A 25,397-nucleotide genomic window follows, 5' to 3' on the forward strand; every position below is an offset into this window, starting at 1 on the left:
GCCTTGCGCGCCTTATGCCCGCAGCTTGCCGTCCGTGTCGAGCGCGTCCACCGCGCCTTCGATCCGTTCGGGACAGGTGAAGATCTCGAACTCGTCGCCCCTGACGATCGCGGCGAGCGTGACATTGGCCGCGCGCGCTTCGTCGATCGCAAGCTCGGTCGGCGCGGAGATCGCGGCGATCAGGCCGCATCCCATGCTCGCCGCCTTCTGGATCAGTTCGACCGATACCCGGCTCGTCATCGTCAGGAAGCCCGGCGCAGGATCGACGCCCCGTCGCGCCAGATGCCCGGTCACCTTGTCCAGCGCATTGTGACGGCCGACATCCTCCCGCAGAACGATCATCGCCCCGGCCGCATCATGGAACGCGGCGGCGTGGACGGCGCGTGTCTTCTTCGAGAGATGCTGGCCCGTCGCCATGTCGGCCATCGCCTCCCGGAGCCGCGCCGGCGCCACCATCGCCCGGTCCCTCACCACGGGCAGGACACGCCCGGCAAGCTCCAGGGATTCGACGCCGCAAAGACCGCACCCCACAGGCCCGGTCATCTGCCGGCGGCGCGCGACGTAGGTTGCCGCGCGCTGCGGAACGAGACGAATCTGGCAATCGATGCCGGCCTCGGTCTCGACGATTTCGACCGCCTCGATCTCGCCGATTCCGTCGACGATCGCCTCGTTCAACGCAAGACCCACGCCGAGCTCCTCGACATGGGACGGCGTCGCCATCATCACCGCATGGGTCGATCCGCCGATGGAGATCGCGACCGCCCGTTCGGCCGGCACGCTCCTCGTCTCGCGAACAAAGACGCCGCCGCGGAAGGCAAGGCTCGTCACGGAGGTGAATTCAGGCCCGTCCGGCACGGCGTCGATCCGATCTTCAGTTCTTCGTCAAACGAGCGAAGCCGCGACAATGCGCGGCTTCGTGTCCCATACGTGCGTCCCCACCTTGCGTCCGATCAATCGCGCCGCGATCTTCGACCTTGCATGGATCATCCACCCGCGCGGGAGGGACGCCGTCGTTGCGATGGGCCCTATTCGGCCGCTTCCAGAGGCGCGATCGTACGGCTTCTCCGGGAGAATTCCTCGTAATCGTCCTGCCATTCGGTCGGACCGTTGGAGGGCGACACCTGAACCGCGGTCACCTTGTACTCCGGACAATTGGTCGCCCAGTCCGAGAAGTCCGTGGTGATGACGTTGATCTGCGTCGTCGGGTGATGGAACGTCGTGTGGACGACGCCCACCGCCATCTTCTCGGTGATGAGCACCTTCAGCGAGGTCTCGCCGACGCGGCTCTGGAGCTTGACGAAATCGCCATCGCGAATGCCGCGCTGCTCGGCATCGTGCGGATGCATCTCCAGAAGATCCTCCGGATGCCAGGCCGTGTTGTGGGTGCGTCGGGTCTGCGCGCCCACATTGTACTGGCTCAGAATACGGCCGGTGGTCAGAAGCAGCGGGAAGCGCGGGCCGACCTTCTCGTCGGTCGCGACATATTCCGTCCGCACGAACTTGCCCTTGCCGCGCATGAACTCGCCGATATGCATGACCGGCGAGCCGACCGGATGCTCCTCGTTGCAGGGCCACTGCACCGAGCCCTCCTTGTCGAGAAGATCGTAGGTGACCCCGGCGAAGGACGGGGTCGTCGCGGCGATCTCGGCCATGATCTCGGACGGATGGCCATAATTCATGTCCATGCCGATGGCACGCGCCAGAAGCTGGGTCACTTCCCAGTCGGCATAGCCGTTCTTGGGTTCCATCACCTTGCGAACCCGGTTGATGCGGCGCTCGGCATTGGTGAAGGTGCCGTCCTTTTCGAGGAAGGTCGAGCCCGGCAGGAAGACGTTGGCGTAGTTCGCCGTCTCGTTCAGGAAGAGGTCCTGGACGATGAGGAGTTCCAACGCGCCGAGGCCCGCGGAGACGTGTTTGGTGTCGGGATCGGACTGCAGAATGTCCTCGCCCTGCACGTACAGCCCCTTGAAGGAGCCCTCGACGGCCGCGTCGAACATGTTCGGGATGCGCAGACCGGGTTCCTTGTCGATCTTCACGTTCCACAGATCCTCGTAGATCTTGCGGACCGCATCCTGCGAGATGTGGCGATAGCCCGGCATTTCGTGCGGGAACGAGCCCATGTCGCACGAGCCCTGCACGTTGTTCTGGCCGCGCAGCGGGTTCACGCCGACGCCCTTGCGGCCGATATTGCCGGTCGCCATGGCAAGGTTCGCGATCGCGATGACGGAGGTCGAGCCCTGGCTGTGCTCCGTCACGCCGAGACCGTAATAGATCGCCGAATTGCCGCCCCGCGCGTAAAGGCGGGCCGCACGGCGGATCAGATCGGCGGGAACGCCGGTGACGATCTCGACGGCCTCGGGAGAACGCCCTGGCTGCGAGACGAACTCGCTCCAGTCGGCGAACTCGTCGGCATCGCAGCGCTCCTTGACGAAGGTTTCGTTGACGAGGCCCTCCGTCACGATGACGTGGGCAAGCGCGGTGAGAACGGCGACGTTCGTGCCCGGACGGATCGGCAGGTGAACGTCCGCCATCACATGGGGCGTCTTCACGAGATCGATCTGGCGCGGATCGATGACGATGACCTTCGCGCCTTCGCGAATGCGCTTCTTCATGCGCGATGCGAACACCGGGTGGGCGTCGGTCGGGTTCGCGCCGATGACGAGGATGACGTCGGTATCCTCGATCGAATCGAAGTCCTGCGTGCCGGCGGACGTGCCGAAGGTCGTGGCGAGACCATAGCCCGTCGGCGAATGGCAGACGCGGGCGCAGGTGTCGATATTGTTGTTGCCGAAACCGGCGCGGACCATCTTCTGGACCACGTAGATTTCCTCGTTCGTGCAACGCGAGGAAGAGATGCCACCGACGGCACCGCGACCGTATTTTTCTTGGATATCCTTGATCTTGCCCGCCGCGAACGCCATCGCCTCGTCCCACGAGACGACTTTCCAGGGATCATTGTAGGTCTCGCGGATCATCGGCTCGAGAACGCGATCCTCGTGCTTGGCATATTCGGTGGCGAAGCGACCCTTCACGCACGAATGGCCGCGATTGGCTTTGCCGTCCTTGTAGGGAACCATGCGGACGACCTCCTCGCCCTGCATCTCCGCCTTGAAGGAGCAGCCGACGCCGCAATAGGCGCAGGTCGTCACCTTCGAGGAGGTCGGCATGCCCTTGGCCTTCACCGTCTTTTCCTGAAGCGCCTCGGTCGGGCAGGCCTGGACGCAGGCGCCGCACGACACGCATTCGGAGGTCATGAAATCGTCGACCGGCGTGCCGGCGCGGATCCGGCTGTCGAACCCGCGGCCTTCGACCGCGAGCGCGAAGGTGCCCTGCACCTCGTTGCAAGCGCGGACGCAGCGCGAACAGACGATGCATTTCGACGAATCGAAGGTGAAATAAGGATTGGACTCGTCGAGCTCGGCGTCGAAATGATTGCGCTCGGACGCGTCGTAGCGAACCTGCGACAGGCCCACCGCATCGGCGACCTCGTGCAGTTCGCAATCGCCGCCGCCGTTGCGCTCGTCCCACTTGCCCGGATGATCGGAAACGTAGAGTTCCATCACGCCCTTGCGGATCCGGGAGAGACGGTCGCTCTCGGTCCGCACGACCATGCCCTCGCCGACGGGCGTGGTGCAGGAGGCCGGCGTACCGCCCTTGCCCTCGATCTCCACCACACAGACGCGGCAGGAGCCGAACGCGTCGAGCATGTCGGTCGCGCACAGCTTGGGAACCGAGATCTCGGCCTCGGCCGCCGCCCGCATGATCGAGGTGCCTTCCGGAACCGTGACCTCGCGTCCGTCGATCGTCAGGGTGACCGTCTTCTCCGCTTTCGAAGCGGGTGTTCCGTAATCTTTTTCTTGAACCAGAGACATGACGTCCTCCCGTTGAATTCCTGTCCGGCGCGGCATGGTCGACCTATTCGGCCGCCTCGCGCATCGGCGTTCCCTTGAAGTCCTCCGGGAAGTGGCGAATGGCGCTCATCACCGGATATGGGGTGAAACCGCCGAGCGCGCAAAGCGACCCGAACTCCATCGTGTTGCAGAGATCCTCGACGAGTTCGAGATTCTCCTCCGGCCGTTCGCCGGCGATGATCTTCTCGACCGTCTCGAGGCCGCGCACCGCGCCGATCCGGCACGGCGTGCACTTGCCGCAGGATTCGACCGCGCAGAATTCGAAGGCGAACCGCGCCTGCTTCATCATGTCGACGGTCTCGTCGAAGATCACGATGCCGGCATGGCCGATGAGACCCTTCTTCGCGGCGAACGATTCATAATCGAACGGCGTGTCGAACAGCGAGCGCGGGAAGTAGGCCCCGAGCGGGCCACCCACCTGAACGGCACGGATCGGTCTTCCCGAGTTCGTGCCGCCGGCGATGGTCTCGACGATCTCGCCGAGGGTCAGGCCGAACGCGACTTCGAAGAGGCCGCCATTCTTCACGTTGCCGGCAATCTGCAAGGGGATGGTGCCGCGCGAGCGGCCCATGCCGAAATCCTTGTAGTAGCGCGCACCCTTGGCCATGATCTCCGGGGTCGAGGCGAGCGAGATCACGTTGTTGATCACGGTCGGCTTGCCGAACAGGCCCTTGATGGCCGGCAGGGGCGGCTTGAAGCGCACCTGCCCGCGCTTGCCTTCGAGGCTGTCGAGGAGCGACGTCTCCTCGCCGCAGACATAGGCGCCTGCGCCGACCCGCACTTCGATATCGAAGGCGTGTTCGGAGCCGAGAACCGACACGCCGAGCCAGCCGAACTTTTCCGCCCGCCTGATCGCCTCGCGCATGACCCGGATCGCCACCGGATATTCGGACCGCAGATAGATGTAGCCCTTGCTGGCGCCGGTCGCGACGGCCGCGATCGTCATGCCCTCGATCAGGCAGAACGGATCGCCTTCCATGATCATGCGATCTGCGAACGTGCCCGAATCGCCTTCGTCGGCATTGGCGACGATGTACTTCTTCGGGCCCTCGGTCTTCATGACCGTTTCCCATTTGATGCCGGTCGGAAAGCCCGCCCCGCCGCGTCCGCGAAGACCGGATTCCTTGATTTCCTCGACGGTGGCCTCGGCACCGATCTCGAGTGCGCGCCTCAGGCCGAGAAGCCCGCCATGGGCCTCGTAGTCCTCCAGCGACAGCGGATCGGTGATGCCGCAACGCTTGAAGGTCAGACGTGTCTGGCCGGTCATGAAGGGATGATCGAGCGGATTTCCGATGCGCTTGTCATGGGCGCCGCCGGTCATGAAGCCGGCGTCGAGCAACGCCGCCATCTCGCCGGGCTCGACCGGACCGTAGCCGATGCGCCCGTCCAGCGTCTCCACCTCGACCAGCGGCTCCAGCCACGCCATGCCGTGCGAGCCGTTGCGGATGATCGTGATGCCGAGACCGCGATCGTCCGACAGCTTCTGGAGTTCCTCCGCGATCTCGTCCGCACCGTTGGCGACAGCGAACGAATCGAGCGGGATATAGACGCGGGTCATAGGCGGGCCTCGGCGGCAAGTTTCTGGACGCGGGCCTCGTTCAGACGGCCGACGATGCGGTCGTCGAGCATGGCCGAGGGCGCGGTCGCGCACAAACCCAGGCAATAGACGGCTTCGAGCGTCACCGCGCCATCGGCGGAGGTTTCCCCGATCTTCACGCCGAGCGCCTGTTCGAGGGCGTCGGCAACGGCATCGCCGCCGGCGGCCTGGCAGGCTTCGGCCCGGCAGACCTTCAGGACATGGCGCCCGTGCGGTTCGCGCTTGAAGTCGTGATAGAACGACACGACGCCGTACACTTCGGCGCGCGTCAGATTGAGTTCGCCCGCGATCACCCGCACGGCTTCGTCGCCGATATGCCCGTAGCGATGGCTGAACGCATGGAGGATCGGCAGGAGCGGACCTTCCAGGTGCTTATGTTCTTCGACGATGCTGATCGCATCGTCCGCGTCGAATTCAACGTGATATGCCACGCCGGCGCCTCCCCGCATGGTTATGATATTTCCATCTGAAGCAAACACGGACCTAAACGTTTGATCAAGTTCCGCTTTCCATCCCTCAATAGAAACATTCTATCATAGCGGCTTTCGCATCACGAAACGAAATTCGCGGGGTTTGGTGGGCTTCGAACCCGAACCTCAACGGAATCAAGGGGCTGGACAGTCTCCGGTGGCTTGGGAACCGTCGCCCGGATGGTCCGGTCGCGCGGCGTTTCTCAAGCGCCCCATAGAATGCGCCAGTCACACCATGCGGTTTTCCGCCGCCCTCGCCTGCTGCGCGGAGCGTTTCCTTCGTCAGCCGACCGGATCGGCCTGTTCGCTCGCCTCGCTCCAGAAGGCCGCCACGATCGGCGGGCGAAGGTCCCGGCGGGCCGTCACGAGGGCGATGGTATAGGTCACGTCCGGATCGTCGAGCGGAATGGCCACCAGCGGATCGCCGAGGCCCAGCATGGTCGCTACGTGGTGCGGCATGATCGTCGCGAGCCCCGCCATGCGGACCTGTGCGAGGATCGCCATCATGGAGTTCGATTCCATCACCGTTTCGAGCACGGCGCTCTTTTCGCCGAGATGTCGGTTCAGGATCCGGCGGTTCTGCATGGAGGGGCTGAGCAGGCACAGCGGCACGGCGTTGGCCTCCTGCCAGCTGATCCTGTCGCGATCGGCGAGAGGATGCCCCCGCGTGGTGATGAAGCTGTAGCGTTCCTCGAAGAGCGGGCGGGCATCCACCCGCCGCACCCGGTCGTCCTCGTGATAGGTCAGGCCGACATCGATCTCGAAATTCTCCACCGCCGCCAGAAGATCGAGCGAGGAGAACGAGGTGACGTCGAAGGTGACGTCCGGGTGGCGCTCGCGGAACGGCGTCGTCAGACGTGGAACCAGCGAGAGAGCGGTCGGGATCGCGCCGATGCGCAGATGGCCCGACAGGCCCCGCCGCACGCTGCGAACCTCCTCGCGCATGGTGCGCACGTCGTCCGTGATCTTGCGGGCCCAGGCCAGCACCCGTTCGCCCTCGCTCGTCATGCCCTTGTAGCGCGAGCCACGGTTGACCAGCGTCACGCCCAGCCGTTCCTCGAGCTGGCGGATGCCGGCCGAAAGCGTCGGCTGGGTGATGCCGAGCTTGTCGGCCGCGCGGCCGAAATGGCGCTCGTGCGAGAGCATGATGAGATATTCGAGCTTATCGATCATGGCGACGGCCCTCCCACGGCGGCGCCATGGTGCGCAGGCAGACGCCCGGCCGTCCAGAGCGCGGAAACGACCGCGACACGAACGCTCCGGCCGGCCGCGATCCGGATAGGCCCGGTCAGCGCCCCATGCCCATCTCGCCCGCCAGTTCGTCGAGCCCCAGCCGCACGGTTTCGACGATCGTGTCGATCTGGCTGTCGTCGATGATCAGCGGCGGGCAGAAGGCGAGCGTGTCGCCGATGGCGCGGGAAATCACGCCGCGCTCCTGGATGAGGCCGAAAGCCCTGGCAGCGAGCGCGCCGGGGGGCTGGACGGCGATTCTGGCCTTCTTGTCGGTGACGAGTTCGACGCCGGCGATCAATCCCACGCCGCGCACTTCGCCGACGAGCGGGTGATCGGACAGCGTGCGAAGGCCCGCCTGCAGACGCACGCCGCGCTCGCGCGCGTTCGCGACCAGATCGCGTTCTTCGATGATCTTCAGATTTTCCAGCGCGACGGCGGCGGCGACCGGATGGCCGGACGTGGTGAAGCCGTGGCCGAACGTGCCGATTTTCGCCGATTCGTCCGCGATCGGCCCGTAGACCCGCTCGTTCACGAGGACCGCCGAGATCGGCAGGTAGGACGAGGACAGGGCTTTCGACACCGTCATGATGTCCGGCTTCATGTCGTAATAGGTCGAGCCGAACATTTCGCCCGTTCGCCCGAACCCGCAGATCACTTCGTCGGCGACGAGCAGGATGTCGTGCCTGCGCAGAACCGCCTGGACCTTCTCCCAATAGGTCGCGGGCGGAACGACGACTCCGCCGGCGCCCATGAGCGGTTCGGCGATGAAGGCGGCGATCGTCTCCGGCCCCTCCGCTGCGATCATGGCCTCCAGATCGTCGGCGCAGCGGGTCGCGAATGCCTCCTCGCTCTCGCCCTCATGGGCTTCGCGCCAGTGGTGCGGGCACGTGGTGTGGAGGATGCCCTCCATCGGCAGGTCGAAGGAACGATGATTGTTCGGCAGGCCGGTGAGGCTTGCGGAGGCGAGCGTGACACCGTGATAGCCCCGCAGCCGGGATATGATCTTCTTGCGGTGCGGCTCGCCCATCCCGTTCGCGCGATAGCGCAGAAGCTTGACGATGAGATCGTTCGCCTCCGAGCCGGAATTGGTGAAATGCACCTTCGACATGGGAACGGGGGCGAGTTGGATCAGCTTTTCGGCAAGATCCACGACCGGCGCATGGGTCTTGTGCGTGAAGGCATGATAATAGGGCAGCTCCGCCATCTGGCGCGACGCGGCCTCGACCAGCCGTTTTTCGGAAAAGCCCACCGCGACCGACCACAGGCCGGCCATGGCCTCGATGTAGCGCTTGCCGTCGACATCCTCGACATAAACACCATCCCCCTTCGCCATGACGATCGGGCCGATCTCCTCGTGCCGCCGGGCATTCGTGTAGGGGTGAAGATGAAAGGCAATGTCGCGCGCTTCGATCGAATTGGGCAGGGGTGGCATCGGGGCGTTTCGCTCATCTTGAAGGGGCTTGTCGCCTGGAGGAAATCCGAACGCGGCGGCGAGCGCAAGAGGCCGGGCGCGATCGACCGGTCAACCAAGGAACGAGAACGCTTCGCTTGATGCCGCGCGGATCCCGATCGGTCTTGGCAGACCCCGCGCGGTCCGGGCGTCCGGTCATGAGAAAATCGCCCGGCCCCCATGATGAGGAGCCGGGCGATCGGTGGTCTGCCGCGTGCGGAAATCCCGGCGTCAGTCCTTGAGCGAGCCGCAGAAGCGCTGGATGCGCGAGCAGGCTTCCTCGAGCAGCGCCTCGGACGTCGCGTAGGAGATGCGGAAGTTGGGGCCGAGGCCGAACGCCGAACCCTGCACGACGGCGACGCCCTCGGCTTCCAGAAGCCCGGTCACGAAATCGGCGTCCGTCTCAAGCGTCTTGCCGGCCGGGGTCGTCTTGCCGATCAGCGCCTCGCACGAGGGATAGACGTAGAACGCGCCTTCCGGCGTCGGGCATTTCAGCCCATGCGCCTGGTTCAGCATGCCGACGACGAGGTCGCGGCGGCCCTGGAAGATCTCCCGGTTCTTCGGAATGAAGTCCTGCGGGCCGGTCAGCGCTTCGAGAGCCGCCCATTGGGAGATCGAGGCCGCGCCCGACGTCTGCTGGCCCTGGATCATGTCCATCGCCTTGATCAGCTTCAGGGGCCCCGCCGCATAGCCGATGCGCCAACCGGTCATCGCATAGGCCTTGGACACGCCGTTCATCGTCAGCGTGCGCTCGTAAAGGCCCGGCTCGACCTGCGCCGGCGTATGGAAGGTGAAGTCGCCATAGACCAGATGCTCGTACATGTCGTCGGTCAGCACCCAGACATGCTCGTGACGCATCAGGACATCGGTCAGCCCCTTGATCTCGTCGCGCGTATAGGCGGCGCCGGAGGGGTTCGACGGCGAATTGAACAGGAACCACTTGGTCTTCGGCGTGATCGCCCGTTCAAGGGCTTCCGGCGTCAGCTTGAAGTTGGAGTCGATGCCCGCCTCGACGAAGACCGGCGTGCCGCCGCAGATGGCGACCATTTCCGGATAGCTCACCCAGTAGGGCGCGGGAATGATGACTTCGTCGCCGGGGTTGAGCGTCGCCATGAAGGCATTGAACAGAACCTGCTTGCCGCCGGTGCCGACGATCGTCTGCTCGGCCTTGTAGTCGAGACCGTTCTCGCGCTTGAACTTCGCGGCGACGGCCTCGCGCAGCTGGGGAATGCCGGAGACGGGCGTATATTTGGTCTCGCCACGCGCGATCGCTGCGATGGCCGCTTCCTTGATGTTGTCGGGCGTGTCGAAATCGGGCTCGCCCGCGCCCAGACCGATGACGTCCATCCCCTGCGCCTTCAACTCGCGGGCTTTCTGGCTGACGGCGATGGTGGCGGACGGCTTTACGCGATCGAGGACATCGGCAAGGAATGCCATGGGAAAACTCCGGCTTTCGGGAACTTCGAGGAAACAGGCGGGCGCGCGCATCGAACGACGACGCCCCCGGCGAAGGGCGAGCGGACCGTAATCCTGTCGCGGGAGAGGCGCAAGCGCGGAAAGGCCGGGACATCCATCATTCAGATCGATGGCCGCGCAACGAGGTTTGATTTGTGCCGGGCCGCCCTGCCCGCTCATCATGGCAATTTCGTGCAGCATGAGGAGCCGCGGTCGTGATCACCCTCTACGGAATGCCGGATTCGGGCAATTGCTACAAGCCGCGACTGCTGTGCGCCCTGACCGGCCGAGCCTTCCGCCACGTGCAGGTATCGATGCTCGATGGCGGCACCCGGACGCCCGGATATCTGGCCATGAACCCGAACGGCAAGGTGCCGCTCCTTCGAACCGGCGACGGGCGCTTCCTGCCCGAATCGAACGCCATTTTGACCTTTCTCGGCGAGGGCACACGGTTCATGCCTGACGATGCGTTCACGCGCGCCGAGATGTTCGCGTGGATGTTCTTCGAGCAATACAGCCACGAGCCGACGGTCGCGGTGCGGCGATCGCTGATGATCTATCCGGACCTTGCCGCGGATGCGACGGCCGAACGTCTCGCCGAGACTCTCGAAGGCGGCGGGAAGGCGCTCGCCGTCATGGAAGGCCGGCTGGCACAGGCGGAATGGCTCGCCGGCGACGCGCCGAGCCTCGCCGACCTGTGCCTCTACGCCTACACCCATGTCGCCCCCGAAGGCGGCTTCGAGCTCGACGCTTATCCCAATCTGACGGTCTGGCTCGAACGGGTCGCGGGCTTGACGGGCTTCAGGCCCATGGACTGGCTTCCCGACGATTGACCGGACCCGTTCGCCGGACCGCCGAACTGTCCCGATCGCGAAACGGGACGGAAAAATATGAGTATCCGGCCAACCAAACAATGCGTGCATTCATGACGAGGTCATGTTGGATCGACACATTGCGACGCCATATGAGGGGACGCGACCGGCCACACCCAACGCCCCTCCAAAGCCATGAACCAACTCAGGTTTTCTGACATATCGTCGGGGCCGGACGTCATCTTCGTGCAAGGCGGACGGGATAGGTGTGGAGTGGCCCGCGCCCTCGGTGGCTCGTCGTCAGACGGGCGGCATCGGCGGCCCTTCGGCTCCGGCCTATGCGGCTTGAGAGACGAATGGTAAAATAGTAAGTCGTAGTTATCAACGGCTTCCGGGACTTCGGCGATCGATAAGCCGGCGCTCGAAAAACGGGGAACGGAAACAGACATGAGCTATCATTTGCGTCACAGGATTCGCCTCGAAGTGGAGAAGAGTCGTGCGCGGGATGCCATCATCGATGTGGGTGCGCTCGCCGCCCTCCTGTCGCAAGAGATCGATGGTGAGAGCTCGACGACCGCGATCATGCTGCAGCGTTTGATCATCGACGAGTGCGCCCATGCCGGAATCGGCATGCGTGTCGGCGGCTCGCCGTTGGAAAAGGCCCATACGGTCTGACGGGGATCGGCAGGCGATCCGACCGATCCCCTGCCGCCCTGCCGCCCTCGCCTCGATCCGGTGCGGAGGTGCGGAACCCGATCGCAAAACCACCACGCTGCAAACCGGGCTGCATGCACAGCCCCGATGAGACGCGGCGGAAGCCCCGTGTTCGCCGCCGCTCTTCCCAACGATCGATGTCGGGCTCGAATGCGCCCCGCGGGCAGCGGCCTTCCGTCAACCGTTCGTCCGCGCCGGATCGGCAAGGCGGGCAGGTTCGGGAGGGGCACCGTCGGCGGGTGCCGGCCAGCCTTCGCGCTGACGGCCGCGCATGCCATCCAGAGTCTCCGTCTGGTCGTGGAAAAGCGAGATCCGGGTCTCGAAAGGCATGTCGATCCCGGCTGCATCGAGTGCCGCCTTGATCTCGGCAAGCGCGGTGGATTGCGTATGGACGACATCCTTGCGCGCCGATGCTGTCCACCACCGCACCCGGAGCGTCACCCAGCTCGCCGCGAGATCCCAGACGAGAACCTCCGGGGCCGGCTCGGTCTCGACACCCTTGGCGCGCGACAAGGCTTTGCGGATGACGCTGGACGCTTCGGCAATATCGTCGCCATAGCCGATCCCGACATCATATTGCGACCGGCGCTTCTCATAGGCGGTATTGACCGTGACCGCCTGGGAATAGACGTCCGCATTGGGAATGATCACGCGGCGATTGTCGTAGGTGGTAATGATGGTCGCGCGGGTCTCGATCCAGTCGACGGTGCCCTCATAGCCGTTGACGACGATCTGATCGCCCACGTGAAAGGGCTGCCGGATGAGGAGCAGGAGACCAGCCAGCCAGTTCTGCAGGATATCCTTGAACGCAAAGCCGATCGCCACCGAACCGATGCCGAGACCGGCCAGAAGGTCGGCCGGATTGAGCGACGGGATGATGATCGTGAGGCCGAGGAGAATGCCGAACAGGACGATCAGCCATTTGACGAAAGACCCCATCACCGAGCCGAGATTGTCCCGGCCGTGCCGCTTCGCCCAGCGATTGAACGCGTGGTTGAACACCCAGCCGATGATCCAGAAGAGGCTGACGACAACCACCGCGACCAGGATGTTCGGCAAGAGCTTCTGGATGCCGATAATCCAGGATTCCACCTTGCCGAGTGCGATCGCCGGGTCGAGATCGACGGCCTGTTCCAAGGATTGGGGCCGGTCGGCCGCGGGGTCGGCCGTTTGCGCGAATGCCTGCATGGGATGTCGGGTCCCGTCGCTATCGTGACGAAAAAGAAGCGCCGGGAGCTTCCGGCGCTTCGGATGGATCGGGAAAGGTCGCGGCGCGTCGAGGCCGGATTGGAAGCCTTTGAAGCCGCCCGGTTTACTGGGCCGGGGCGATGATGCCGCAGGCAACGCGGTCGCCCGCGTCGCCGGAGGGCTGCGATTCGTAATCGTCCGCGCCGCCATGCACCATCACGGCCGAACCGTCCGCATCCATGATCGGCGCGTCGCCTCCGGTCACCGTGAGGTTCGCATTGAACGCGGCGAACTTGGCCGCGCCATCCTCGGCTGCGGTGAAGTTCTCCATGTCGCCGGCATGGGGGCCGCCCTCGACCTTGAAGCCATGCTCCATGTCGGTCGGGTTGTAGTGGCCGCCGGCGGACGTGAAGTCACCTTCGCACGTGCCCGTCTCATGGATATGAAAGCCGTGCTCGCCGGGCTCCAGGCCCGACAGGTCGGCATCGAAGAGAAGACCGTTCGGGGTCGGCGTGATCGTCACGGTGCCGCGGTTCGAACCGTCCTGTGCATTCATGGTGATGGTCATCGGCTCCATCGAGGCCGAGGCGCCGTCACCGGTCGCTGCGGCATCCTGCGCGAAGGCGGGGGCGGCGGCGAAGGCAACGGAGGCGAGTGCTGAAAGAAGGATCGTTTTCATGGATGGGTTCCCGAATGTTTCGCGTTCACGACACGCTGTGAAATTCGTGACGCGGCGTCCATGGCCTGGAAATCCATGCAACGCCGAACTCCATCGGGGAACGAGACGTTGACGGCGTTTGTTCCGGGAGTGCAAGCACGTGACGCACCGCATAAGGCGCGGCGATCGGAACGAACGTGAAGGAACATCATCCATGGGCAAGGTTCTCAAGATCGCGGCCGCGAGCGTCGGCATCCTCGGGGTCGCGGCGATCGGCGCATTCTGGGCGCTCGGACCGGCGAAGGTCTGGCGGGTCGCGGGCGATCCCGACCAGGGTTCGGTCGACTGGGATCATCTGGAACGAAGCGGCACGCCGAACGATTCGTTCGTCGGCTCCGTCGGCGCCTGTGCAACCCCCGCCGACATCACGCTGTCGGCCTACAACGAGCCGCCGGACGCGCTCATCGGGCGGGTCGATGCCGTGATCCGCAGCGGCATCCTGTCGGGCGACGTCCAGCGGGTGGACGATGGTCAGGACAGGCTGGCGCGGCGTTACGTCGTCAGAACTCCGACCATGGGCTTTCCCGATACGCTCAACGTCGCGGTCCGCGCGATCGACGGCCAGAGCGGCCTGCTCCTCTATTCGCGATCGCTGCTTGGCCGGTCCGATCTCGGCGCCAACGAGAAGCGGCTCATGCGTATCGTCGAAGCCCTTCGCGACAAGGCGATCGCCAGCGACTGACCTGCCCCCGATCTCAATCGAGAAAGAAGGAAGCGAGCGCCCGATACGTCTCCTCGGGCGCCTCCTCGACGATGAAATGGCCTGCCTCGAGCGGGCCTCCTTCGACAGCGACGCACCAGTTCGACCATATGGTGGCGGGATCCTCGCCGGCCGCCGGAATGCCGTCCGCGCCCCAGAGCACGAGCGTCGGGCAGGCGATCCTGTTGCCCGCCGCCCGGTCGGCACGATCGAGCGCCCAGTCGATCGTCGCCCCAGCCCTGTAATCGTTGCAGGCCGCATGGACGGCGCCCGGCCGCTCGAAGCTGCGTCGATAGTCCTCGAGGGCTTCGGGCGCGAATGCCGACAGGTCCTTCGCCTTCGTCCAGCTGGCGATCGTGTGGTCGAGATAGTAGACCGGATCGGCCATGATCAGGGTTTCGGGCATGGGCGCCGGCTGGGCCAGGAACGTCCAGTGATAGGTCTTCATCGCGGCCTTGGCGTCCATGCGCTCCCAGACCTCGGCGACGGGCACGATGTCGAGAACCGCCAGCCGCTCGACGGCGTCCGGATGATCGAACGCCATCCGATAGGCGACGCGCGCGCCGCGATCGTGGCCGGCCACCTGGAAGCTATCGTGACCGAGCGCGTTCATCACCGCGATCATGTCGGCCGCCATGGCACGCTTCGAATAGGCGAGATTGTCCGCATCATTGTCGGGCGCCGAAGACCTGCCATAGCCGCGCAGATCCGGCACGACCACCATGAAGCGTTCGGCAAGGCGCGGCGCGAGGCCAGCCCACATGGCGCCGGTCTGCGGATAGCCGTGCAGAAGGAGAAGCGGCGGGCCCTCACCCTTCACCCGCACGAAGATCCGGGCACCCGGAACCTCGATGGTTCTCGTTTCGAATGCGTCGAACATGGACATGGTCCGGCCCTTCCCGATGGTTCGGCTTCGAGGGGAAGCTAAGGGAATGCCGGTGCTTGAGAAGACGCGGGCACGCGATCAGTGCCGGCGGATGTCCGGCGAGGCCTCAATAGTCGCCGGTCGCCACCAGACCGTCGAGAAACGCCCGGGCTTCGCGGCGCGCCGTCGCCACCTTGTCCTCGTTCATCCGGTCGAGGGTCGCATAGGTCCGGTTGAGCCGCGGATTGCCCTTCAGCCGCGCCCTGTTGCGGGCGATGAAGTCCCAGTAGAGCAGGTTGAAGGGACAGGCGCCCTCACCCGTCTTCGTCTTCGGCGAATAGACGCAATGTCCGCAATAGTCCGACATCTTGTCGATGTAGTTCGCCGAGGCGGCATAGGGCTTGGACGCGAACAGGCCGCCGTCGGCGTAGAGGATCATGCCGACGACATTGGGCATCTCCACCCATTCATAGGCATCGTGATAGACCGTGAGGTACCATTCCTGCACCTCGGCCGGATCGAAGCCGGCGAGGAGGCAGAAATTGCCGATGACCATCAGCCGTTGGATATGGTGGTTGTAGGCGCTCGCGCGCACCTCTGCGATGGACTGGCGCAGGCAGTTGAGCTCGGTGTCGCCGGTCCAGAAGAAGTCCGGCAGCTTGCGGCGTGCGTCCAGCGCGTTCGATGCGGCATAGTCCGGCATTTCCCGCCAGTAGACGCCTCTGATGAACTCCCGCCAGCCGATGATCTGCCGGATGAAGCCTTCGACCGCGTTGATCGGCGCATTGCCCTCCCGGTAGACGTCCTCGGCCCGGTCGCACACCTCGCGCGGATCGAGCAGACCGCAATTGATCAGCGCCGAAATGTGCGAATGGAACAGGAGGGGCGAGCCCTGGCGCATGGCGTCCTGATAGGTTCCGAATTCGGGCATCGCCTCGTTTAGGAACCAGCGCAGATAATGCAGCGCCTGGCGGCGGGTGACCGGATAGTCGAAATCGTCCAGCGTGCCGAAATGGTTGCCGAAGCGCGAGCGCACGAGGTCGAGAACGTCCCGTGTCGTCGCGTCCACGGCATAGGTCGGACGCTCGGGCGGCGTGATCCGCGCCTTCAGCGGTTCCCGGTTCTGATGGTCGAAGTTCCACTTGCCCTCGACCGGCTCGTCGCCCTCCATCAGGAAACCGGTCCGGCGCCGCATCTCGCGGTAGAAGTACTCCATGCGCAGTTCCTTGCGCCCCTCGGCCCACGCATCGAACGTTCCGTGGTCGCACAGGAACCGGTCGTCCGGCCGGATCTCGACCTCGACGTCGAGGGTCTCGCGCCAGTCCTTCATCATCTGCAGGACGCGCCATTCGCCGGGTTCGGTCACCACGACGCTCGTGGGCCCGTGCCGGGCGACGGCGCGCTTCAATTCGTCGGTGAACGATCCCGTGTTCGCCTCGTCATCGAGCGTGACGTAATCGACGGTGACGCCGCGCCCGCGCAGATCGCCCGCAAAATGCCGCATGGCGGAAAACAGAAACGCGATCTTGCGCTGGTGGTGGCGGACATAGTTCGCCTCGTCCGCGACCTCGCACATGAAGACGATATCGCCCTCGGCCAGATCGCGCAGGGCGGACAGCTCGCGACTCAACTGGTCGCCGAGGACGAGGCGCAGGCAGGCCAATTCGGATCAGCTCCTCATGACGCGGATGGAGGAGCGCCCGCCATCGACGCCGATGACCTGCCCGGTGATCCACGATCCCGCATCGGTCAGCAGCAGTTCGCCCATGGCCGCGATATCGTCCGGTGTGCCGAGGCGCGGGATCGCATGCATCTTCGCGACGGCATCGGCCATCTTCTCGTTGCCGGCGACCGTCTGGCCGAGCGGCGTATCGACCAGCGAGGGTGCGATGGCGTTGACGCGCACCTTCGGCGCGAACTCCGTGGCAAGGGTGTGCACGAGCCCGACGACCGCGCCCTTCGCCATGGCGATGGAGGCATGGGCCGAAAAGCCCTGATCGACAGCGATCGTCGAAAAGAACAGCGCACTTGCCCCGGTCTCACTGGCCGAAAGGGCCTTGGCCGAGCCCTGGAAAGCCATGGCCGCACCCAGGGCGTTGAGCCTGAAATCGGTCAGCAAATCGTCCGCGGTCAACTTGGCGAACGGTTTGAGATTGATCGATCCGACCGCATAGCAGAGCCCGTCCAGAACGTCGCCGGCCTCTGCGGCACAGGCCGCGATCGCCCCTTCGTCCATCACGTCGCAGACGATCGTCTTCGCCGACAGCGCTTCGCCGATCCTGGCAAGTTCGGATTCGTTGCGGCCCGCCAGAACCAGTTCGTGTCCGGCCTTCGAAAGCCGCCGCGCGATCGCCGCCCCGATGCCGCCATTGCCGCCGTAAATCAGATACCGTCCCATGAGCCGTCCTCTCCGCGCACCAATGCAGGAAGAAATGGCCGGAAAGGACGGCGTATCAACTGCGGCGCGCAGCCACGGCTCGCCGGGTCGACAATCGCCCGAACGATAAACGCGTAACCATGCTCGCCTACGAAATCTTCAGGTTCGTTTTTTATTCTTGGGGAATAACGAAGAGAGATCTGCCACGATGAGCCCGCTTGAACAGAGCGTCGACGATGCCCTGACGCACGTTGTTGTCCTGATGCTGGCGCTCATGAGTGTCCTCTTCATCGCGATCATCTCGCTGAGCCAATATCAGACAGCCAGGGCCCAACACAGAGAAGCCCAACTCGCCAAGTCGACACTCGACGTCCGCGGCGACCTTATTGGCGGACTGGCTTACGACTATTCGACCTGGGAAGACCTGGTCGAGAAACTCGTAGCCGGGAGAGATTTCGATTGGGCCGACGAGAATGTCGGAAAATGGGTCTTCGATAATAATCATTTCAACGTCACCGCCATCGTCGCGCCCGATGGATCGACGATTTACGCAAGCGTCGACGGTGTTCGCACGGACGCCGATGTGCACACCATCCTCGAAGGAGGCGTCGACCAGCTCATCGCCGAATTTCGAGATGGCGCACCGGGCAAAACCCATTCGGCTCTGCTGTCGGACAAGGGCGCACCAACCATTGCCGCAATCGCGCCGATCACGCCGACACCCGATGTCAAGAAACCCCGAAGCAAATATCATCTTCTGATATTTGCAGAAACGCTGAGCGGCGCCACGCTGAACCAAATGGGACGCGACTATCTATTGCCCAATCTGCGTCGGACAGGCGCCGCGATCAACGCGCCAAACGACGGTATATCGATCCCCCTTATCACGGCGAGCGGAGAAACACTGGGCCATCTGACATGGGATGGCGCGTCGCCGGGCATCACATTGCTGAAATTCGCGATCCCGATCTGGGCCGTGTTGTGTATCGTGTTTGCCCTCCTGATGAAGTTCTTCATGCGAACGGTCACGCTGAGCGCGCAACGGCTTCGCGCGAGCCAGCACCGGGCGACCCATGATTCCCTGACAGGGCTTGGCAATCGCGCCCTTCTGGATGATTTCTTCGAACTGTCGGCGCTGTTGGAGGCTGGTGCCGACGCGAAACCGCTTTCGATCCTCTATCTCGATCTCGATGGTTTCAAGCAGATCAACGATCTGCACGGCCACCAGGCGGGGGACGAAGTTCTCAGAACGATCGGCGCCCGAATATCCGCATTCGTCACCAGAGGCGATCTGGCCGTGCGGCTGGGTGGCGACGAATTCGTTCTGGTCCTTAACGCAAAGTGGGAGACAGACGGCATCGAAACAGTCGGGCGCACGATCATCGAATCGGTGGAGCGACCGATCCATGTCTCGGGCGGAGCTTCAGTTTCGGTCGGCGTGACGATCGGCGTCTCTCTGGCGCCCCATGACGGCACGACCGCCGAGACGCTTCTGAGACAGGCCGACGACGCCTTGCGCTACGGCAAGGCGCTTGGCAAGCGTCAGGTGTTCTTTTACCGGAACTTACCGGCGGAGCCGGGTGACAGGGACAGTCGGCCCGCAGGCCCTCGAACGGAAGAACCCGACGTCCGCTCTTTTCCGATCGCCATAGCAGGCTGAACCGAAAGCATAGGGTCTTGGCAGGCGTCTGTTAGGGCGATGTCGAAGCTCATTGGACACCGTCAATCGATTTGATGTCGGCAATCAGCCGGTCGGCAAAGGCGCGCACGACGGGTCTCATGAACCGCACGGACGGATAGGCGAGCACCATCTCGGCTGAACTCACCGCATAATCCGGCAGAACGCGGACAAGCCGGCCATCCCTGAGCGCTTCGCCGGCAAAGAGCGTCTGGATCGGTCCACAGGCATGGCCGGCGAGAAGCGTGTTCAGGATGACATTCGCATCATTGGTGTGAAGGAAGGGCTGAACCGGGATTTCGCGATGAACCCCGTTGCGAGTGAGGGTCAGCATCTTTCGCGGCGAGATGACCTGGGCGGTCGTGACGAGCTTCATGCCTTCCAGACGACCGGGACTGTCGATCCCGCCAACGGCATCCAGAAAGGCCGGACTTGCGACCAGCAGCCGCTCGACGGTTCCGATCTTGCGCACCACCACATCCTGATTTTCGGGCCGGGAATATCGGATCGCCATGTCGAAATTGTCGAAGACGAGATCGATGGCGCGGTTTTCGAGGACGAGATCGACCGAGACATTCGGATGGTCACGCTGGAAGGCCATGACGATCGGATGGATGACCTTTCCGCCGACGCAGGACTGCGCATGTATGCGCAGACTGCCTTCGATCGCGCCTGTCTCGACCCGGATGCCTTCCATCGCGGCGTCGATCGCGGCAAGCCCGGACCGCGTTGCCTCGTAGAGCGCCTGGCCTGCGGCCGTCGCACGCACATGCCGGGGTGAGCGCTCGAGCAGACGTGCCTTTACGTGACGCTCGAGATTGGCAAGATGCTTGGAGATCGCCGGCTGGCTGACGCCGAGATCGTCGGCCGCACCGGTCATCGAACCCCGTTCGATCGTGCGCGCGAAGGCCCGCAACGCGGATGTTACATCCATAGCCATTCCTTACGGTTATAGGACCCATGCTCCGATTGCCATTGTTTATAATAGACCCCGAAGTTTGGGTCATCCCGTTCCGTCCACCACCGCGAAGACCGACATGACCCATTCACCCAGCCCGCTGACTCGTCGCACCCTTCTCGTCGGCGGTGCCGCGATAGGACTGGCCGGCTGCACGACTCCACGTCAGCAATCGAGAAACCTCGTCCCGGCACCGCTGCGCGCTGAACAGGCAGACCTGGGCGCGCCGACCGATCCACGCGAGGCACTGCGCACGAATGAGCTCGACGCACGGTATGCCGCCGTCGTGGACGATGGGCATTCCCTGCCCGCGATCCCCTACTGGAAGATGCAGCCGCGCTTTTATCGCCAGCGCGTTCCGAACCCCACGGGCGAGCCCGCGGGAACGGTGATCGTCGATACGCCGAACAGGTTCCTCTATCTCGTCGAGGAGGACGGGATGGCGATGCGCTACGGCGTTGGCATCGGTCGCGACGGGTTCGAATGGAGCGGCGAAGGCATCATCCATTGGCGCCAGCATTGGCCGCGCTGGAAGGTGCCGGACGAGATGATCGCGCGCAAGCCGTCGCTGGAGATCTATTCCGTCGCGAACGGCGGCATGGCGCCGGGCATCGACAATCCGCTCGGCGCGCGCGCGCTCTATATATTTCATGACGGCAAGGACACGCTTTACCGTCTGCACGGGACCCCCGAATGGTGGACCATTGGCGGTGCGAACTCGTCAGGCTGCGTGCGGCTTGTCAACCAGGACGTGATCGATCTTTATGAGCGCGTTCCATACCATGCGCGCATCGTGGTGCATCAATCACCCATCGGCCAGCAGATCGCCGCCCTCTGACGAACGCCGCCAAATCCAAAGAGGGCCGCCTCGAGCGAGCCTCGTTGGATTTTTCACCAGCAGAATCCTCAGTCGCCGGAACCGGGCTCGGGGGAGAAGTACTTCTCGAACTTGCCTTCCTCGCCGTCGAACTTCTCAGCGTCCTCGGGCTTGTCCTTGGCGATCGTGATGTTCGGCCATTTCTCGGCATATTCGGTGTTGATCTTCAACCATTTGTCGAGACCCGGCTCGGTGTCGGGCTTGATCGCCTCCGCCGGGCATTCCGGCTCGCAGACGCCGCAATCGATGCACTCGTCGGGATGGATGACGAGCATGTTCTCGCCCTCGTAGAAACAATCGACGGGACAGACCTCGACGCAGTCGGTGTATTTGCACTTGATGCAATTGTCCGTCACCAGATAGGTCATGTAAAATTCCTCGAAATCGTCTCGGTTCTCGTCCGGCACGTCCACGGGACGGCGCGGTGTCCTCGTCGTTTTTGCGAACTATCGGCTGTACTGAAGTGTTGCAAGGAAAAACGATGTCGCGGCGGCGGGGCTTTGGAGCAAAAGCGGCCCAACCCTCCCGCGTCTGCCGTCCGGGCAAGACGCCTGCGTCCTACCAGGTTTCGCGCATGCTCTTGGCCTTGCGCGCCGTCCGCCGGTCCTTGTCGCGCTGGACCGGGTCCCTGCGGCCCCGTCCGATATCGTCGAACACGCCTTCCATGACGGCGACCACCGGTTCCGCGGACGGTTCATCCGCCGCGCTTGCCGCGACGGCGGCCGCGGGAACGCTCAGATCCTCGTACAGCGCCTGCGCCTCCGCCGGAGAGCCGCGCCGTTCGGCAAAACCGGTCACCTTGAGAACGTGGACTCGGCTCGAATAGCTGATCGTCAGAACGTCACCGAGGCGGATGTTGCGCGCCGGATTGTCGATCTTGTCCTTGTTCAGGCGGACTTTCCTGGTCTCGACGAGCTGCTGGGCGATCCCGCGCGTCTTCACGATCCGTGCGAACACCAGCCATTTGTCGATGCGTTGGGAGGCGGCCGCAACCACCTCCGCCTCTTCCACGAACGGGCGACGCTTATTTGCCAAGCTTGTCCTTCAGTGCCGCGAGTTTGGCGAAGGGCGAATCCGGATCGACGCGCTGCGGACGGGTCTCCCGCTGGGGTTGTGCGCTGCCGGGCTTGGCCTGGGCGCCGTGATCGGGGCGGTCGCCGCCCTTGCGCTCGCCACCGCTTCGCTCGCCCTGCGGCTTGTCGAAACGACGCTTGCCGCCGCCCTTGCCGCCCGGCCGGTTCTGGCGGCCGCGTGCATCCTGCTGCTCGCCGCCCTCCGCCTGGCCGCCTTCGGTTCCGCCACCTTGGGCCTGACCACCGCGCGCCTGGCGACCGCGCGGTGCGCCCGAGCGCTGACCGCCGCGCTGGCTCGTGCGGTCGCCGCGATGCTGACGCCAGACGAGAACGGTGCGCGGCTCCTCCGGCTCGTCGGTCGAAGCGGCGACAAGATCCTGCCCGGCCGTCTCGCCCTCAGCCGGTGCTGCGGTCGCGCCGGCTTCGCCGCCCGTCTGGTCCTCGCCCGTGGGGGCCACATCCGTATCGGCGTCCTCGCCCCTATCGGGCGATCCGTCGTCGTCCGTCGCCGGGGCGTCCGCCGTTCCTTCGTTTGCGTCCGAGGCCGGCGCGATACCAGCATCGGCATCCTCAGGCGATGCCTTGGCCGCCGGTTCGCCGGACGAGGCGTCATCCGTCGGCGCTGTACCCGCTTCCGGCTTCGCCGCGTCCGCGGGGTCGGCATCGGCTGCGGCCTCGCCATCCGTGCCCATGGCCACGGTTTCGCCCCCGGCCGGTTCCTGCGCCGGAGCGGCACTCGACGCGGCGATCGCCGCCTTGGCGGCATCGGCGTCGCGCGCGGCGGCGATCCGCGCTTCGGCGTCGGCATCGAACTGGTCGAGTTCGACCTCGACCGTGTTCGCGTCCTTCGGGTCGGCTCGGTAGCCGAGGCCCTTCAGGATCTCTTCCATATCGTCCGCGGTCGCGCCGAGGATCGACAGCATGCCCGGCGTGATCAGGAACTGATTGCCGGAATAGCCGCCGTCAGGGCGCCGTCCCTCGCCGGGCTTCCACGAAAGCGCCGGGCGGATGAGATCGGCGAGCCGCTCGAGAATATCCACGCGAACGGCACGGCGGCCGAGCAGGCGATAGCCCGACAGCGCGTAGAATTTCGGATCATAGGTCGGGTCGGCGACGGCCGAGGTCCGTCCGGTCGCCAGAAGGCCCGGAACGTCGCCATAGCCCGGCCGGTCGCGCGCATCGTTGTGGATCGCCCAGAGAAGCGTGATCAGATTGGCCGGTGCGGGCTTCACCAGCAGCGGCACGAAGATGTGGTAGGCGCCGAACCGGACGCCGAGCCGGCGCAGAGCGGCGCGTGCGGCCTGATCGAGCCCGCGAATGTCGTCGGACACGTCCCGGCGCTGAACGAGGCCGAAATTCTCGTACAGCCGATACGCGATGCCCTTGGCGGCGCCCTCGAGCCCTTCGCCTTCGCGCAGGTCGATCAGCGGCTTGAGGACTGTCGTGACCTGATAGCCCAGAAACCGGTCGATGCGCGCGGCGACCTTGTCGCGCGTCGGTCCGTTCAACTGGTCGTCGGCCAGAAGCACGAATTTGGGCTTCAGCGGATCGTCGCTGCCGGACAGCGCGGCCACCGGCGCACCGAGCCAACGCACGATCGCGTCCGATCCGATCGCGAAGTCGCCGTTCGGCGCATTGGCGAAACGCTCCGCACGCTTTTCGAATTCGCCAGCGAGCGCCTTTTGCGAGGCGGCGCGGACGGCCTTGCCGTCCTGCCCCTCGGCGCTCGTGTCGATCGTAAAGCGAAATCCCTGGAGTTCGCCAACGGCATGGCCTTCGACCATAACGGTGCCGTCGTTCGCGATCTCTGCTTCCATGAATGCGTTCTCTCTTAGGCGCTTCATTAATACGCTTGTCCTGCGGTCTACGAAGCGTTTCGTCAACCTGTCGTGCAAGGCGTCGGAAAGACGGTCCTCGATGCTTCGCGTCTTTTCGCGCCAGTGTGTCGGATCGGCCAACCAGCCGGGCCGATGGGATATATAGGTCCATGTCCGGATTTCGGCGATGCGCTGGGACAGCGTATCGATCTCGCCATCGGTGCGATCGGCGCGCGCGACCTGCTTGCCCATATAGTCTTCGGCCACGTGGCTGCGCTTGGCAAGGTCGCGATAGATCGTTGCGATGATCTCCGCATGCTGGGCCGGGGCGATGCGGCGATAGTCCGGCAGCTTGCAGGCTTCCCAGAGAAGCTCGACCTGCTTGGGCGATTGCGCCAGATCCATCACGTCCGCGTCGCGGGACAGAAATTCGAGCGCGCGGCGATCGACCGCCGGCAAGGCCTTGGACAGATTCGTCTGCGTCGGCGTGACGTCGAGACTGTCCTTCAAGGCGTCGACGGACGCGAAGTCGAACCGCGAAGAGCGCCACTGCAGAAGGGGCACGGGCTGGAAGCTGTGGGCCTGCAGGGCATCGACGAGATCGTCGTTCAGAGGATCGACATGGCCCGTCACCCCGAACGTGCCGTCGCGCAGGTGCCGGCCCGCCCGCCCCGCGATCTGGCCGTATTCGGCGGGCGTCAGCTGGCGATACTGGAACCCGTCATATTTCCAGTCCTGCGCGAAGGCGACATGGTCGACATCGAGATTGAGACCCATTCCGATGGCGTCGGTGGCGACCAGGAAGTCGACCTCGCCGTTCTGGTATAGTTCGACCTGGGCGTTGCGCGTGCGCGGCGACAGCGCGCCCAGGACCACGGCCGCACCGCCGCGCTGGCGCCGGATCAGCTCCGCGATCGCATAGACTTCCGACGCCGAGAAGGCGACGATCGCCGATCGGCGCGGCAGGCGGGTGATCTTCTTCTGGCCGGCATAGACGAGGTTGGACAGGCGGGGACGCGTGACGATGGTCAGGCCCGGCAGAAGGCGGCTGAGCACGCCCGCCATGGTCGAGGCGCCCAGCAGCAGCGTCTCCTCATAGCCGCGGCAATTGAGGATGCGGTCGGTGAAGACATGGCCGCGCTCGAGATCGGAGGCGAGTTGCACCTCGTCGATCGCGACGAAGGCGGTCCCCGGATTGCGCGGCATCGCCTCGACCGTGCAGACGGAATAGCGCGAATGGGGCGGCTTGATCTTTTCCTCGCCGGTGATCAGCGAGACGTTCGCTTCCCCCACCCGGTCGCAGACCTTCTGATAGACCTCGCGGGCCAGAAGCCGCAGGGGCAGACCGATCGTGCCGCTCGAATGGGCGACCATCCGTTCGATCGCAAGAAACGTCTTGCCGGTGTTGGTCGGTCCGAGAACCGCAGTGACGTGCGAGTGGTCGGTCTTGACCTTCGCACGTGCCGAAAGGACTGAAACGTTCATGACGACCCATATAACAAGT

21 protein-coding genes are annotated in these 25,397 nt (G+C 64.5%); 5 read left to right on the forward strand and 16 right to left on the reverse strand.

Going from position 1 to position 25,397, the window contains the following annotated elements; all coding sequences use genetic code 11:
- Positions 1 to 12: 12 nt before the first annotated feature.
- The 7 genes from fdhD to U0C82_RS00245 all read right to left on the reverse strand — a co-directional run bounded on the left by fdhD (position 13) and on the right by U0C82_RS00245 (position 10,098).
- The gene (fdhD, locus tag U0C82_RS00215) at positions 13 to 855 is read right to left on the reverse strand and encodes a formate dehydrogenase accessory sulfurtransferase FdhD (RefSeq protein ID WP_322184698.1); all 843 of its coding nucleotides are present in this window, start codon (positions 853 to 855) and stop codon (positions 13 to 15) included.
- A gap of 170 nt (positions 856 to 1,025) precedes the next feature.
- The gene (gene fdhF, locus U0C82_RS00220) at positions 1,026 to 3,872 is read right to left on the reverse strand and encodes a formate dehydrogenase subunit alpha (RefSeq protein ID WP_322184700.1); all 2,847 of its coding nucleotides are present in this window, start codon (positions 3,870 to 3,872) and stop codon (positions 1,026 to 1,028) included.
- Positions 3,873 to 3,915: 43 nt separating this feature from the next.
- Positions 3,916 to 5,469, reverse strand: coding sequence for a formate dehydrogenase beta subunit (locus U0C82_RS00225; RefSeq protein ID WP_322184702.1), 1,554 nt, complete (start codon positions 5,467 to 5,469; stop codon positions 3,916 to 3,918).
- On the reverse strand, positions 5,466 to 5,939 hold the full coding sequence (locus U0C82_RS00230; protein ID WP_322184704.1) for a formate dehydrogenase subunit gamma: 474 nt from the start codon (positions 5,937 to 5,939) through the stop codon (positions 5,466 to 5,468). The genes U0C82_RS00225 and U0C82_RS00230 overlap by 4 nt, the downstream gene beginning before the upstream one ends.
- Before the next feature lie 321 nt (positions 5,940 to 6,260).
- Positions 6,261 to 7,151, reverse strand: coding sequence for a LysR family transcriptional regulator (locus U0C82_RS00235; protein WP_322184706.1), 891 nt, complete (start codon positions 7,149 to 7,151; stop codon positions 6,261 to 6,263).
- 115 nt (positions 7,152 to 7,266) lie between these two features.
- Positions 7,267 to 8,643 carry an aspartate aminotransferase family protein gene (locus U0C82_RS00240; RefSeq protein WP_322184708.1) on the reverse strand — a complete coding sequence of 459 codons (1,377 nt, stop codon included), beginning with the start codon at positions 8,641 to 8,643 and terminating at the stop codon, positions 7,267 to 7,269.
- A gap of 249 nt (positions 8,644 to 8,892) precedes the next feature.
- Positions 8,893 to 10,098, reverse strand: coding sequence for a pyridoxal phosphate-dependent aminotransferase (locus U0C82_RS00245; protein WP_322184710.1), 1,206 nt, complete (start codon positions 10,096 to 10,098; stop codon positions 8,893 to 8,895).
- A 233-nt stretch (positions 10,099 to 10,331) separates the two neighbouring features.
- On the opposite strand from U0C82_RS00245, the gene U0C82_RS00250 reads away from it, so the two are divergent.
- Both U0C82_RS00250 and U0C82_RS00255 read left to right on the forward strand, forming a co-directional pair.
- The gene (locus U0C82_RS00250; RefSeq protein WP_322184711.1) at positions 10,332 to 10,949 is read left to right on the forward strand and encodes a glutathione S-transferase family protein; all 618 of its coding nucleotides are present in this window, start codon (positions 10,332 to 10,334) and stop codon (positions 10,947 to 10,949) included.
- A 426-nt stretch (positions 10,950 to 11,375) separates the two neighbouring features.
- Positions 11,376 to 11,603 carry a hypothetical protein gene (locus tag U0C82_RS00255; RefSeq protein ID WP_322184713.1) on the forward strand — a complete coding sequence of 76 codons (228 nt, stop codon included), beginning with the start codon at positions 11,376 to 11,378 and terminating at the stop codon, positions 11,601 to 11,603.
- Positions 11,604 to 11,819: 216 nt separating this feature from the next.
- On the opposite strand, the gene U0C82_RS00260 is transcribed toward U0C82_RS00255, so the two are convergent.
- The gene (locus tag U0C82_RS00260) at positions 11,820 to 12,830 is read right to left on the reverse strand and encodes a mechanosensitive ion channel family protein (RefSeq protein WP_322184715.1); all 1,011 of its coding nucleotides are present in this window, start codon (positions 12,828 to 12,830) and stop codon (positions 11,820 to 11,822) included.
- A 124-nt stretch (positions 12,831 to 12,954) separates the two neighbouring features.
- Positions 12,955 to 13,509, reverse strand: a complete 555-nt coding sequence (locus tag U0C82_RS00265) for a superoxide dismutase family protein (RefSeq protein ID WP_322184717.1) — start codon at positions 13,507 to 13,509, stop codon at positions 12,955 to 12,957.
- A gap of 193 nt (positions 13,510 to 13,702) precedes the next feature.
- Here U0C82_RS00265 and U0C82_RS00270 point away from each other — a divergent pair, with 193 nt between their 5' ends.
- Positions 13,703 to 14,230, forward strand: a complete 528-nt coding sequence (locus tag U0C82_RS00270) for a DUF1499 domain-containing protein (RefSeq protein ID WP_322184719.1) — start codon at positions 13,703 to 13,705, stop codon at positions 14,228 to 14,230.
- Between the two features lie 13 nt (positions 14,231 to 14,243).
- On the opposite strand, the gene U0C82_RS00275 is transcribed toward U0C82_RS00270, so the two are convergent.
- The 3 genes from U0C82_RS00275 to U0C82_RS00285 all read right to left on the reverse strand — a co-directional run bounded on the left by U0C82_RS00275 (position 14,244) and on the right by U0C82_RS00285 (position 17,511).
- Positions 14,244 to 15,128 (reverse strand): alpha/beta fold hydrolase, encoded by an 885-nt coding sequence (locus U0C82_RS00275; protein WP_322184721.1) that lies wholly within the window; start codon positions 15,126 to 15,128, stop codon positions 14,244 to 14,246.
- A gap of 112 nt (positions 15,129 to 15,240) precedes the next feature.
- Positions 15,241 to 16,776 carry a cryptochrome/photolyase family protein gene (locus tag U0C82_RS00280; RefSeq protein ID WP_322184722.1) on the reverse strand — a complete coding sequence of 512 codons (1,536 nt, stop codon included), beginning with the start codon at positions 16,774 to 16,776 and terminating at the stop codon, positions 15,241 to 15,243.
- Between the two features lie 6 nt (positions 16,777 to 16,782).
- Entirely contained in the window at positions 16,783 to 17,511 is a 729-nt protein-coding gene (locus tag U0C82_RS00285; RefSeq protein WP_322184724.1) for an SDR family NAD(P)-dependent oxidoreductase, read from the reverse strand.
- Positions 17,512 to 17,698: 187 nt separating this feature from the next.
- Here U0C82_RS00285 and U0C82_RS00290 point away from each other — a divergent pair, with 187 nt between their 5' ends.
- Complete coding sequence (locus U0C82_RS00290) at positions 17,699 to 19,150, forward strand: sensor domain-containing diguanylate cyclase (protein WP_322184726.1); 1,452 nt, start codon at positions 17,699 to 17,701, stop codon at positions 19,148 to 19,150.
- A 49-nt stretch (positions 19,151 to 19,199) separates the two neighbouring features.
- Here U0C82_RS00290 and U0C82_RS00295 read toward each other — a convergent pair whose 3' ends face one another.
- Entirely contained in the window at positions 19,200 to 20,102 is a 903-nt protein-coding gene (locus tag U0C82_RS00295) for a LysR family transcriptional regulator (RefSeq protein ID WP_322184728.1), read from the reverse strand.
- 103 nt (positions 20,103 to 20,205) lie between these two features.
- On the opposite strand from U0C82_RS00295, the gene U0C82_RS00300 reads away from it, so the two are divergent.
- Positions 20,206 to 20,964 carry a L,D-transpeptidase gene (locus U0C82_RS00300; protein ID WP_322184730.1) on the forward strand — a complete coding sequence of 253 codons (759 nt, stop codon included), beginning with the start codon at positions 20,206 to 20,208 and terminating at the stop codon, positions 20,962 to 20,964.
- Between the two features lie 68 nt (positions 20,965 to 21,032).
- Here U0C82_RS00300 and fdxA read toward each other — a convergent pair whose 3' ends face one another.
- The 3 genes from fdxA to U0C82_RS00315 all read right to left on the reverse strand — a co-directional run bounded on the left by fdxA (position 21,033) and on the right by U0C82_RS00315 (position 25,378).
- Positions 21,033 to 21,371 (reverse strand): ferredoxin FdxA, encoded by a 339-nt coding sequence (fdxA, locus tag U0C82_RS00305; RefSeq protein WP_322185949.1) that lies wholly within the window; start codon positions 21,369 to 21,371, stop codon positions 21,033 to 21,035.
- Between the two features lie 190 nt (positions 21,372 to 21,561).
- Entirely contained in the window at positions 21,562 to 22,038 is a 477-nt protein-coding gene (locus tag U0C82_RS00310; RefSeq protein WP_322184732.1) for an RNA-binding S4 domain-containing protein, read from the reverse strand.
- The gene (locus U0C82_RS00315; RefSeq protein ID WP_322184734.1) at positions 22,028 to 25,378 is read right to left on the reverse strand and encodes a helicase-related protein; all 3,351 of its coding nucleotides are present in this window, start codon (positions 25,376 to 25,378) and stop codon (positions 22,028 to 22,030) included. Before U0C82_RS00315 ends, U0C82_RS00310 begins: the two co-directional genes overlap by 11 nt.
- Between the last annotated feature and the right edge of the window lie 19 nt (positions 25,379 to 25,397).

Source organism: Fulvimarina uroteuthidis, from assembly GCF_034321785.1.
Classification (GTDB): Bacteria; Pseudomonadota; Alphaproteobacteria; order Rhizobiales; family Rhizobiaceae; genus Fulvimarina; species Fulvimarina uroteuthidis.